Source organism: Nocardia sp. NPDC059240 (genome assembly GCF_042753865.1).
Classification (GTDB): domain Bacteria; phylum Actinomycetota; class Actinomycetes; order Mycobacteriales; family Mycobacteriaceae; genus Nocardia.
The window spans coordinates 408,315-419,895 of sequence record NZ_JBHZAC010000007.1 but is presented as its reverse complement, the minus strand read 5'-3'; the positions used below and the strand labels follow the sequence as shown (position 1 = coordinate 419,895).

Genomic DNA, 11,581 nt, shown 5'->3' with positions numbered 1-11,581 from the left:
GGTGCAGGCGATCACCCGATAATCCATCGGTGCCCGAATCCACCGATTTCTCGATCAAGCCCACCTTGACCGGCACCACGGTGCTACTGCGGCCGTTCGTGCCGGAGGACTTCGAACCGATGCTCGCCGCGCTGCGCGATCCCGAGGTCCGCAGGCTCACCGGCAGCGTCCACGACGACACCATCGCGCCGGAGGATCCGGACGAGGTGGCCCGGTTGCGCGAGTGGTACAGCAGCCGCAACGCTCAGCCGGATCGATTGGACCTGGCCATCACCGAACTCGCGAGCGGCCGCTGTGTCGGTGAGGCGGTGCTCAATCAATGGGATCCCGGCAACCGCAGCTGCAACTTCCGCATTCTGATCGGTCCCGATGGCCAGGGCCGCGGCTTGGGTACCGAGGCGACGGAGCTACTGGTCGGCTACGGGTTCGAGAAGCTCGGGCTGCATCGGATCTCGCTGGAGGTCTACGCCTTCAATCCGCGCGCCCGCCGCGCCTACGAGAAGGCGGGCTTCCGGGCCGAGGGGGTGTTGCGGGAATCGCTGCGCTACGGCGAGGAGTGGATCGATGCCACGGTGATGTCAATCCTCGAGGGCGATTGGGCCCGGATACACGAAAACCGCCTCCGGGGAGACGGTTTCTCGGCGTGACGGGGGCGGATCAGGCCAGGCCCCACGCCTTGAGCAGGTAGGTGATGTTGGCGGCGATACCGGTGACGGTGCTGGCCAGGTCGATGGCGGCGGAACCCAGGTTGATGATCGGCATGATTCACGGCTTTCGGAACGGGGACATATTGCAGCTCCACCGTATTAGCGATAGCTAACCCTTGGCATCATGTTTCCACTCACGGCTCCGCCGCCTGTGTAATTGGGGTCACAGTGAACCGGGTCGATTCAGCCCCGGTCCGGCAGCCGCAATCGCTTCAGCGACAACGCGTTCAAGGCGACGATAATGCTCGATCCGGACATGGACATGGCGGCGATCTCCGGGCGGAGAGCGAAACCGAAGGCGGGCACGAAGACACCGGCCGCAATCGGCAGCGCCAGGCTGTTGTAGCCGACCGCCCAGGCCAGATTCTGGTGCATCTTGCGCAGCGTGCCCCGGCCGATGCGCAGGGCGGTCGGGACGTCCAGCGGATCGGAGCGCATGAGGACCACGTCGGCGGTCTCGATCGCCACATCGGTGCCGGCGCCGATGGCGATGCCCAGATCGGCCTGCGCCAGCGCGGGCGCGTCATTGACGCCGTCGCCGACCATGGCGACTTTCCTTCCGGCGGACTGCAATTCGACGATCTTGGCGGCCTTGTCGCCGGGCAGCACCTCGGCGATGACGGTGTCGATACCCAGTTCGGCGGCGATGCGTTCGGCGGTGGCCTGGTTGTCGCCGGTCAGCATGACGACGCGCACACCCATATCGTGCAGGTCCGCAACGGCTTTCGCGGAGGTCTCGCGCGGGGCGTCGGCAATGCCGATGACGGCGGCGGGCTTGCCGTCGACGGCCGCCAGCACCGCGGTCTGTCCGGCGCCGGCCACCCGATCGCGCGCCCCCGCCAGTTCACCGAGGTCGATGTGCTCGCGTTCGAGCAGGCGGCGGTTGCCGATCACCACCCGGTGGCCGTCCACGGTCGCGACGGCACCGTGGCCGGGGACGTTCTCGAAGTCCACGGCGCGGGCATCGGTCGGGCCGTGTTCCTTGGCGTAGCGCACCACCGCCTCGGCCAGCGGATGCTCGGACTCGCGTTCCACGGCCGCCAGCAGGGGTAGCAGGTCGGCTTCGGAAAAGGCGGTGCCGGTGACGATTTCGGTGACCTCGGGCTCGCCCTTGGTGAGAGTGCCGGTCTTGTCCATCACGACGGTGTCGATGCGGGCCGAACTCTCCAGCGCCATCGCGTTCTTGAACAGCACACCGCGCTGCGCGCCCAGGCCGGTGCCGACCATGATGGCGGTCGGGGTGGCCAGGCCCAGGGCGTCCGGGCAGGTGACGACCACGACGGTGATGGCGAACAGCATCGCCTTCGCGAAGGAGGCACCGGCCAGCAGCCATACCGCCAAAGTCAGTGCGCCGCCCAGCAATGCGACCAGCACCAGCCAGAAGGCCGCGCGATCGGCGAGTTTCTGGCCCGGGGCCTTCGAATTCTGGGCCTGCTGCACCAGATTCACGATTTGCGCCAGCGCGGTGTCCGCGCCGACCTTGGTGGCGCGTACCCGCAGCGTGCCGTTCTTGTTGAGCGTCGCGCCGATGACCGCGGTGCCGGGCTCCTTGTGCACCGGCAGGCTCTCACCGGTCACCATGGATTCGTCGACCTCGCCCGCACCCTCCTCGACCAGACCGTCCACCGCGATCTTGGACCCCGGTCGCACCAGCAGCAGATCGCCGACTTGTACCTCGGCCGTGGGGATTTCGACTTCCTGACCGTCGCGGATCACCACCGCGCGCGGCGGCGCGAGATCCAGCAGTGTGCGGATCGCGTCATTGGCCCCACCCCGTGCGCGCATCTCGAACCAGTGCCCGAGCAGCACGAACGTCGCCAGCATGGTCGACGCCTCGTAGAAGACCTCGCCACCGCCGGTCAGCGTAATGGCAAGGGAGTACAGCCATCCCGCCCCGATACCGACCGCGACCAGCACCATCATGTCCAGCGTGCGCGCCTTCAACGCCGCCCACGCCCCGGTGAAGAAGATGGTTGACGAGTAGCAGATCACCGGCAGGCTGAGCACCAATTCCCAGATGTCCGACCGCATTCCGAACGGCACCGCCAGATGCCACCCGAGCATGTCGGTAGCCATCGGCGACCACAACATCACCAGCACCGAGAACACCGCGGCCACCACGAACCGATTCCGCATATCCCGCGCCATGTCCTCCATGGACATCCCGCCATGCCCCGCATGCCCACCATGCCCCATCGCGGCATGATCCATACCCGCATGCGCAGAGTGATCCATACCCTCGTGCGCCGTGTGCCCGGAATTCCCGTTCCGCTCCATCTCGCACTCCTCCGCCGACCAACCCTCGTTGTATCGACCATATACCCTATACGGGTAATGGGTACAGACGGGCGAGCCGGAGCGGAACGGGACTCGCGTCACATGGCGATCGGTTCGCCGATTTCCACTCGCCCGCCGTAGGTGAGCCCCGGGCAGCCGCCGGCGAGTTTGACGGCGGAATCGAAGTCGTCGGCGTTCACGGCGATGTAGCCGGAGAGCTGGTCCGGTGACGAGGGGTCGTCGCCGAGCATGACGGCCTGGCCGACGCGGCTGCCGAAGTCGGTGACGTGCTCGCCGATCTCGGCGAACCAGTCGGCCCACAGCTTTTCCTGCGCGGTGGTGGGTGCGACGGTGGGGTCGTTGCGGAAGGTGAGGATGAAGGTGGACATCGCCGTGCTCCTTGTCGGTTGGTCGGCCCGGTCGGCCGGCTCGTGAATCCGTCGCGCGGGTGCCACCGGGAATCGACAATCGGAGCGAGAATCATTTTTCGGGTCCGTGTCGATTCCGCGCCGCCCCCGAGCGACGTATTCAGCGACAACGAAGGAGAGCGGTCACATGCCCGAATATCTGCTGCTGATCCACCATGACGAACAGACCTACCTGGCCGGGGGCCCGGCCGTGTACGAGCGCATGCGGCGCGAACATCAGGAGTTCATGGCCGCCCATGCCGACCGGCTGCGCGGCGGCAATGAGCTGCGGCCCGTTTCGACCGCGACCATGGTCCGGCACGATGCCCACGGGAACACGGTCATCACCGACGGCGTGTTCGCCGAATCCAAAGAGGTGCTGGGCGGCTACTACCTGATCGAGGCCACCGACCTGGACGAGGCCATCCGCATCGCCGCGGCGGTGCCCTCACCGTTCGGCGGCGTCGAGGTCCGGCCGATCCATTCGCACGACGAACCGTGACGCCGCCGGAGGTGGCCGCTGCGGTCGCCGACGCCCATCGGCGCGAATGGGGTTTCGTGCTGGCCGCCACCGTGCGCGTGACCCGCGATCTGGATCTCGCCGAAGAGGCTGTGCAGGAGGCGTTCACGCAGGCGCTGCGGGGGTGGGCGGATGGCATTCCGGAGCGGCCGGGGGCCTGGCTGACCACGGTCGCCAAGCGCCGCGCCCTCGATGCGTTGCGGCGCGACATCGCGTTCGAGCGGTCGATCCCGCTGCTGGTGGAGGATCAGCCCGATCCGGTCACCGCGGATACGGTGGCCGACGATCGGCTGCGCCTGATCTTCATCTGCTGCCACCCCGCCCTGTCGATGGAGGCGCGGGTGGCGCTGACGTTGCGCCTGCTGTGCGGCCTGTCCACCCCGGAGATCGCCCGCGCCTTCCTGGTCCCGGAGCCGACCATGGCGGCGCGAATCACGCGGGCCAAGAAGAAGATCGCCGAGGCGCATATCCCGTATCGCCTCCCCTCCGACGAGGAGCTCCCCGACCGCGTCGACGCCGTTCTCACCGTGCTGCATCTGCTGTACACCACCGGCCACACCGCGCCCACCGGCGACCGGCTGGTGCGCCCCGAGCTCGTCGAACGTGCCTTGGACCTGGCGCGCATGCTGCGCCTGCTGCTACCCAACGACCCGGACGTGGCCGGACTGTACGCCCTCCTGCTGCTCACCGACGCCCGCCGGGGCACCCGCACCGAGGACGACGGACGGTTCCTGCGGCTGGCCGACCAGGACCGGACGCAATGGGACCGCCGTGCGATCCGCGAGGGAATAGCGTTGGTGCGCAGGTCTTTACGTGGCCGTTCACCCGGCCGCTTCCCGCTCATGGCGGCCATCGCCGCCGTCCACGCCGAGGCCCCCGCCTTCGATGCCACCGACTGGCACGAGATCGCCGGTCTCTACGACCATCTCATCGCGATCTGGCCCTCCCCCGTCGTCGCCCTCAATCGCGCCATCGCCCTCGGCCATGCGTACGGTCCACAACGCGGGCTCGACGAACTCGATGCACTGGGCACCGAGCCGCAACTCACCTCGTACCATTACCTGCCCGCCGCGCGCGCCGAATTCCTCACCCGCCTGGGCAGATTCGACGAAGCCCGCCTCGCCTACCAAGAAGCGCTACTGCTCGTCGAGAACACGGTCGAGGCGGATTACCTGACCAGCAGGATGGACGAGCTCGGTGCGTGATCGGTTAGATTGCGTCCCATGGGGATTCGTGGAGCAGTGACGGTGGTCGCCATCGCGTTGGTGATCGGCACCGCAGGTGCGGCCCGGGCCCAGCCCGCATTCGAGCACGAAACCCTCACCTTCCAGTTCGGCGAATTCACCGGTTCCGGAGAACTCGACTATCCGGCGGGCGCCCGCGATGCGCCTGTCGTGGTGCTGATTCCGGGGTCGGGACCCGAAGATCTCAATGCCGATCAGCCGTCCGGATCGCACATCTTCCTCGATATAGCCGCGGATCTGACCAGCCGCGGATACGCGGTCATGCGCTACAACAAGCGCTACGTGCACGGCCCGGGCGACATCGAGCATGCCGACTATTGGTCGAAACTGGATCTGAACGGCATGCGGGACGACGCCGAACAGGTGCTGCGCGTGGCCGAGCACGATGTGCACGTCGATCCGCGCCGAGTGTTCGTCTACGGCTGGAGCGAAGGCAGTACCGTCGCGGCCGCGCTGGCGACCACCCATCCCGAGCTGGCGGGCACCGTCCTGCAGGGCCCGGTCGCACTGCCCTGGCAAGCGACCTTCGCCTATCAGGGCGAGCAGGTGTATGCGCCGTATCTGGCGAGCTATGCGGTGAACGGCAAGGTCGGGCCGACCGAGCTCGAACGAGCATTCCACGGCGACGGCGGGCGCATGGCCAAGCTGGCCCTCACCTTCGCGAGCGAGAACGCGGCCGCGGGTGACTTCACCGTGCGACCGAGCTGGGACATCGACCACGACGGCGCCCTGGACGTGAACCTCGAATTCCGGCCCATGTACCAGCTCTATCTGAATTCCGTCATGATGCAGCCGGGCGGCGCGTTCGAGATCTACAACCCCACCCGGGCCCTCCCCAGCGTCATCGAGCAGGCCCCGAAACTGACTGCGCCGGTACTGATTCTGCAGGGCGAACAGGACGCCAACGTCCCCCCGGCGGCCGCCTCCCTGCTCGACACCGCGTTGGCGGCGACGGGCAATCGCGACCACACCCTCCGCTTGTTCCCCGGCCTCGGCCATTCCCTCGGCCGTACTCCGGACGTCCTGCACGACGACTTCCAGCCCATCGATTCCGCCGCGCTCGATGCCCTCGCCACCTGGCTCGACGCCCACCGCTGAGCCGGCTACTCGGCGCTGCGGCGGGCACGGCGCTCCAGTATGCCCAGCGCGGCCGTCGGCACCACGGCCAGCGCGGAGGCCGCGAGGACCCAGGTGAAGGTCACCGCGAAGGCCGAACCCTGCGCCACGGACGCATTCTCGTCGGCGGGCAGGTGTTGCTGCAGGACGACGAGGAAGGCAGCGGTGCCGATCGACCCGCCGATTCGTTGCATCACGGTGAGTTGCGGTGTGGCGTCGATGATCTGGGACGGCGTCAGGTTACGCAGAGCCGCGGTCATGGCGGGCATGGCCGCCAGGCCGATGCCGAGTCCGCGCAGGACCATGGCAGCGCCGAGCAGCCAGTACGGAGTGTCGGCGGTGATCAGCATGAACGGGATGGTGGCCAGGCAGCCGACCAGCGTGCCGAGCAGCGAGGTCAGGGCCCCGACACGCTCGTAGAGGCGGGCGGACAATGCCATGGCGATGGCCGCGCCGATGCCCTGCGGGGCCATCAGCAGGCCCGTGTGCGCGGCATCTTGATGGCGCACCAGCTGGAAATACAAGGGCAGCAACACCATTGCGCCGAAGGTCACCGCGCCGATGACGAACGTCGAGACCGTACCGGCCGCGAAGAATCGGTCCCGCCATAGCCCCAGATCCAGCACCGGATTCGGGGACCGCCGCGCATGGACGACGAACAAGGCTACCAAAACCGTTCCGCCGCCCAATGTTACGAGCACGCGCGCATCCGTCAGCCCGCGCGTCGCCGCCTCGGAGAGCCCGTAGGTGACCCCCACCATGCCCAGCGATACCAGGATCAGCCCGAAAACATCCAGCGCCCCCGCCGGTTCGGCCCGATCATCCGCAGGCAACAGTCGCGCGGCGAGGACCAGCCCGAGCGCACCGATGGGCGCGTTGATGAGGAAGATCCACTGCCAGCCCGCGTATTCGAGCAGCAGCCCGCCGATGGTCGGCCCGATCACCGGTGTCAGCACCATCGGAATGCCCGCCGCCACCATGGCTCTGGCCATCCCCTGCCGCCCGGCGGCGGTCACCAGGATCATCTGCCCGACCGGAATCATGACCCCGGCCCCGAGCCCCTGTGCCACCCGCGCCGCTATCAGCGCGCCGACGGTTCCGGCGGCCGCGCACACCACCGAGGCGAGCGTGAACAGCAGCAGCGCAGCAATGTACAGCCGTTTGGCTCCCACCCGCCGGGCCGCCCAGCCGGTGACCGGCAGCACGGCGGCCTGCACGAGGAGATACACGGTGACGACCCACCCGATCGAGTCCAGCGTCCCGCCGAGATCGGCGGCGAGGGACTTCAGGGCGACATTGACGACGGTCGCGTCGAGGAAGGCGAGGATCGCCCCGACCAGCACGACCACGATGGCCCGGCGTGCTTGCGGGGTCAGGACGGGCCGGTCATCGACCGCGTCCGGCAGGTTCGAGAGAGTCACCTTCGCAGTGTCATCCAAATGGATAATCGTGTCAACCGAATGGATGACAACCACTTGTGTGACACAGTTGCCGACTCGGATAACCCAGTCATCCGAGCAGTACGATCACCGAATGACACTCGAACCCGAGGCCGGTGCGGACCCGACGCCAGCGGCCCGCAGTCCGCGGCGCGCGCCCGGCGCTGCCGACCGCCGCCGCGATGCCGAACGCTCTCGGCAGGCTCTCCTCGAGGCGGCACTGGACGAGTTCGCGGCCAAGGGTTTCGACGGCGCACGGGTCCAGGAGATCGCCGATCGCGCCGGGGTGAACAAGCAGCTGATCGCCTACTACTTCGGCGGCAAGGAGGGCCTCTACCAAGAGATTCAGCGCGGTTGGCCCGCCGCCGAGGCCGAGTGGGCCGACCCGGAACTACCGCTCGACGAGGTCGCAGCCCGCTACCTGTCGGCGGTCCTGGCCGATCCCCGCCCGGCCCGGCTGCTGGCCTGGCGCGGCCTCACCGGAAGCGGTTCGGCCACCGACCAGCCGGATGGATCGGTCACCGTCGACACCGATCTGGCCAATCTGACCCGGGCCCGGGACCGCGGCGAGATCCCGCCCGGTCTCGACCCCGCATTCATGCGCGTGGCCCTGATGGGCATGATCCTGGCCCCGGTCATGCTCCCCGAAACGGCCCTGCAGGCCATCGGAATGCAGCCCGGCACACCGGCATTCGAGGAATACTACGGCGCGCAGCTGCGGGCGTTGATCCGACTACTCGGTCGGTGAGACCGCCGGATCCGCGGTGGGCGCGACGGTTCGGCGGGCGGAGCCCGAGCGGGTGAGAGCGACGCCGGCGAGGCAGAGCAGGCCACCCAGCAGGGCGAGTGGGGCGGGGACTTCGCCGAGGGCGAGCCAGGACATGAGGATGACCAGGGCCGGGACGGCGTAGGTGGTGGCGCCCATTTTTCCGGCGGTGGTGCGGGCCAGGGCGTAGGCCCAGGTGGTGAAGGCGAGGGCGGTCGGGAAGACGCCGAGGTAGATCAGGCTCAGGGTGGAGGTGATGGGGGCGGCGGTGGCTTGCGTGATCAGCTGGCCCGAAAAGGGCAGGCAGGCAATGGTTCCCACGACGCAGCCGCCGGTGGTGAGCTGTAGGGCGGAGGCCTGGGTGAGGGCCGGTTTCTGGATCACGACCGAGACCGCCCAGCAGGCGGCGGCCAGCAGGCACAGGGCCACGCCGAGCGCGGCGGCCGATCCGCTGCCGGAGTTCGACAGGCCGACGACCACCGCACCGGTGAAGGACACCGCGATACCGGCCATCAGTCTCGGCGGAAAGCCTTCTGCCAGAAGGAATCCGCCGAGCAGTGCGATGAGCACCGGGCCGATGTTGATCACCATGGCGGCGGTGCCCGCGTCCAGGTGGCGTTCACCCCAATTGAGTGCGACCATATAGACGCCGAACCACAGCACCCCGGTGATCAGGATGGCACGCCGAGCCGACCGGGCCGGGAAGCGCTCACCGGTGATGAGCATGATGGCGATCAACGCGACGGATCCGGACAGCAGACGGCCCAAAGCCAGGGCTCCTGGCGAAAAGGCATGTCCGGCACTGCGAATGAAAACGAAGGCCGAGGCCCAGAGGACGACCGTGATGGCTGCCGCCGCCATCGCACGCTTGTCCGCCGATTCGATCTGCTGTGCCATTCACCGACGGTAGATCACCGTGGGGTGGAATTCACGCGGATTTCGGACGTCGCATTTCCGCCGACCGCAGTCGGCCGCGACGCGAAATCACTTGCATTGCAGCGCGTACGGCTGGCAGACGGTCCAGCTGCCGTCGGGGTGGGCGACCGGCACCCAGGTACGGTCCTGACCGCCGGTGGCGAGCCGGTTACCGGTGGCCGGGTCGGCGGCCGGCGCCGGATCGGTCTGGGTGTAGACGTAGTTGTACTCGGGGTAGCCGTTGTAGTCGTAGGTCACCACCACGTGCGCGTGTTCACCGGAGGTGGAGGGCCCGGACGGCGTGGGAATGTTTCCCCGACCCGCGGGCTCCGCGTTGGCGACACCCGCGCCGACGGCGAGAATCGTCCCGGCGATGGCCATACAGGCCGCAAGTTTCCGGGCTGTGACAGGGTTGTTAATCATTGAACCTCCTCGTTCGCCCTAGATACGTCAAGGGGTTACGCGGCGGTTCGGAAGTTGATCGAACTATGCTGGAAGACAGTGCATTTCGAAGATCAGAAACGCGGTCCGGGCGGCGGGGGCGGCAGTCGGCGCTCGCGCGGGACGAGCAGGAGCAGCAGCGAGAGCAGCAGTCCGCCGCCGACCAGGTACAGCCCCCAGGTGCCGCTGAGCAGGTGCCGGTAGTCGGTGCGTAGCTGATGGTCGAAGCGCTGATCGAGCCGCCAGGTCAGCACGCCGAGCCCGGCCAGCCCGACGAGGACGCCGACCCAGCCCACGATCCGGGAGCCGAACAGCGCGGCCAGCAGCACGACCGCGGCCACACCCAGCAGCCCGATGGCCAGTGAGCCGGTGAACGCCCCCGAATGCGCGCCGATCTGATCGAGTGACCGCCCCTGCGCGAAACCGCTTCGCAAGTCACCGAATTGGACATTCCGCGCGTCGACCGAGCCGACCAGCGGACCGAAAACCCCGACCGCCACCGCGATGGCGGCGACGAACAGCAGCAGATGAACGAAAGTGCGCATACCCCACGGTATTGCGCTTCCCGTCCCCCGGCACGGAATCAGACCTACCGGTCGGCAACACGCCCTGTCCGGCGCGCCGACGATTCAGTCGCGGCCCTGCTGATCAGGCGCGACCTTTCCGATCAGGCGCGGCGATCCACGGCGGCCCAGGCGGCGACCGCGACCACACCCGACACCACGGCGACCGACGGCCACGCGCCGATCTTCTTGGCCAGCGGGTGCGAGGCACCCATCGCGCCGATGGCGAGCCCGGTCAGCGCGGCCGCACCGCCGGTCCCGACGGTCTTGCGCCAGCGCGGAAAGGCCGCCGCCGTACCGGCCGCGAACACCGCGCCACCGAGCTGACGCTTCTTGGTGGCCTGGGCGAGGGCGAAACCGCCGGTGAGGCCACCGGCCGCGAGCAGCGAGGTCGGTACTGCGGAAATCGAAGCCATCTTGCTTACCTCCAACAGACGATCGAACGAACTATCACCCTCGACGGTAACCGGAGTCCGTTCCGCCGCTTGCGTCCGGGTCGGCGACCAGCGAGCGATTCAACTGTTCTTCGGTGATCGGCGGAACCGGCAGCGGGTGAGCGGCTTCCGCCCGTAACCCGTCCAGGATCAGGGCGAGATTGCGCCGCCAGGCCTCCGGTGCGACACCCGCGGTCTGCTCCACTACCCGGGTGTGCGACCAGGTGATGAAGGCGATGTCCTCGAGCGCCCAGTCCGCGCGCAGCACCCCGGCATCCTGTGCGCGCGTGATGATTTCGCGCATGACGGCATGCCCGCGATCGCGTTGTGCGGCAATCTCCGGACTCGGCGCGGCCCGCATGGCGAGCTCGTTGAGCAGCCGGTCGTAAGCCTGTAGGGCACAGATCTTTTCGATCAGATAGACGAACGATTCCCACGGATCAGTAAGGGCCAGTGCCTCTTCCGCGATTCGTCCGCCCGCCTGGACCCGATCCTCGACCGCGGCCGCGATCAGTTCGTCGCGCGTGGGGAAGCGGTTGTAGAGCGTCCCGATGGCCACTCCCGCGCGGGCGGCGATCTCCTTGAGCGGCGCGTCGAGTCCGCGTTCGGCGAACACCTCGCGCGCCGCGGTGACGAGCGCGTCGCGGTTGCGGCGGGCGTCGAGGCGGAGGGATTTCTGCGCGGGCATGCGCCGATCCTACAAATCGGGCAGCCGGATTAAGTTGAGCATAGGTTCAACTTCATGTTAGCGT

The 11,581-nt window shown here is 68.0% G+C and carries 13 protein-coding genes; 5 read left to right on the top strand and 8 right to left on the bottom strand.

What is annotated here, in order from left to right:
- Positions 1 to 29: 29 nt before the first annotated feature.
- Positions 30 to 647 carry a GNAT family N-acetyltransferase gene (locus ACFXHA_RS27065; RefSeq protein ID WP_379361461.1) on the top strand — a complete coding sequence of 206 codons (618 nt, stop codon included), beginning with the start codon at positions 30 to 32 and terminating at the stop codon, positions 645 to 647.
- A gap of 243 nt (positions 648 to 890) precedes the next feature.
- Here ACFXHA_RS27065 and ACFXHA_RS27060 read toward each other — a convergent pair whose 3' ends face one another.
- Positions 891 to 2,984 (bottom strand): copper-translocating P-type ATPase, encoded by a 2,094-nt coding sequence (locus ACFXHA_RS27060; protein ID WP_379361459.1) that lies wholly within the window; start codon positions 2,982 to 2,984, stop codon positions 891 to 893.
- A gap of 98 nt (positions 2,985 to 3,082) precedes the next feature.
- On the bottom strand, positions 3,083 to 3,373 hold the full coding sequence (locus ACFXHA_RS27055) for a hypothetical protein (RefSeq protein ID WP_379361458.1): 291 nt from the start codon (positions 3,371 to 3,373) through the stop codon (positions 3,083 to 3,085).
- A gap of 166 nt (positions 3,374 to 3,539) precedes the next feature.
- On the opposite strand from ACFXHA_RS27055, the gene ACFXHA_RS27050 reads away from it, so the two are divergent.
- The 3 genes from ACFXHA_RS27050 to ACFXHA_RS27040 are packed head-to-tail and all read left to right on the top strand — an operon-like array spanning position 3,540 to position 6,253.
- Positions 3,540 to 3,893 (top strand): YciI family protein, encoded by a 354-nt coding sequence (locus tag ACFXHA_RS27050; protein ID WP_379361456.1) that lies wholly within the window; start codon positions 3,540 to 3,542, stop codon positions 3,891 to 3,893.
- On the top strand, positions 3,890 to 5,116 hold the full coding sequence (locus tag ACFXHA_RS27045) for an RNA polymerase sigma factor (RefSeq protein WP_379361454.1): 1,227 nt from the start codon (positions 3,890 to 3,892) through the stop codon (positions 5,114 to 5,116). The genes ACFXHA_RS27050 and ACFXHA_RS27045 overlap by 4 nt, the downstream gene beginning before the upstream one ends.
- Positions 5,117 to 5,134: 18 nt before the next feature.
- On the top strand, positions 5,135 to 6,253 hold the full coding sequence (locus ACFXHA_RS27040; RefSeq protein WP_379361452.1) for an alpha/beta hydrolase family protein: 1,119 nt from the start codon (positions 5,135 to 5,137) through the stop codon (positions 6,251 to 6,253).
- A 5-nt stretch (positions 6,254 to 6,258) separates the two neighbouring features.
- On the opposite strand, the gene ACFXHA_RS27035 is transcribed toward ACFXHA_RS27040, so the two are convergent.
- The gene (locus ACFXHA_RS27035) at positions 6,259 to 7,692 is read right to left on the bottom strand and encodes a DHA2 family efflux MFS transporter permease subunit (RefSeq protein ID WP_379361450.1); all 1,434 of its coding nucleotides are present in this window, start codon (positions 7,690 to 7,692) and stop codon (positions 6,259 to 6,261) included.
- 112 nt (positions 7,693 to 7,804) lie between these two features.
- Between ACFXHA_RS27035 and ACFXHA_RS27030 the strand changes: the two genes are divergently transcribed.
- Positions 7,805 to 8,458 carry a TetR family transcriptional regulator gene (locus ACFXHA_RS27030; protein ID WP_379361448.1) on the top strand — a complete coding sequence of 218 codons (654 nt, stop codon included), beginning with the start codon at positions 7,805 to 7,807 and terminating at the stop codon, positions 8,456 to 8,458.
- Here the strand turns inward: ACFXHA_RS27030 and ACFXHA_RS27025 are convergent.
- The 5 genes from ACFXHA_RS27025 to ACFXHA_RS27005 all read right to left on the bottom strand — a co-directional run bounded on the left by ACFXHA_RS27025 (position 8,444) and on the right by ACFXHA_RS27005 (position 11,517).
- Entirely contained in the window at positions 8,444 to 9,373 is a 930-nt protein-coding gene (locus ACFXHA_RS27025) for a DMT family transporter (protein WP_379361447.1), read from the bottom strand. The genes ACFXHA_RS27030 and ACFXHA_RS27025 overlap by 15 nt on opposite strands.
- Before the next feature lie 87 nt (positions 9,374 to 9,460).
- The gene (locus ACFXHA_RS27020; protein WP_379361445.1) at positions 9,461 to 9,814 is read right to left on the bottom strand and encodes a hypothetical protein; all 354 of its coding nucleotides are present in this window, start codon (positions 9,812 to 9,814) and stop codon (positions 9,461 to 9,463) included.
- 92 nt (positions 9,815 to 9,906) lie between these two features.
- Positions 9,907 to 10,377: a hypothetical protein gene (locus ACFXHA_RS27015; protein ID WP_379361444.1), complete on the bottom strand. Its 471-nt coding sequence runs from the start codon at positions 10,375 to 10,377 to the stop codon at positions 9,907 to 9,909.
- A 122-nt stretch (positions 10,378 to 10,499) separates the two neighbouring features.
- Positions 10,500 to 10,811 carry a hypothetical protein gene (locus tag ACFXHA_RS27010; protein ID WP_379361442.1) on the bottom strand — a complete coding sequence of 104 codons (312 nt, stop codon included), beginning with the start codon at positions 10,809 to 10,811 and terminating at the stop codon, positions 10,500 to 10,502.
- Positions 10,812 to 10,845: 34 nt separating this feature from the next.
- Positions 10,846 to 11,517 (bottom strand): TetR/AcrR family transcriptional regulator, encoded by a 672-nt coding sequence (locus tag ACFXHA_RS27005; protein WP_379361440.1) that lies wholly within the window; start codon positions 11,515 to 11,517, stop codon positions 10,846 to 10,848.
- Positions 11,518 to 11,581: the final 64 nt, after the last annotated feature.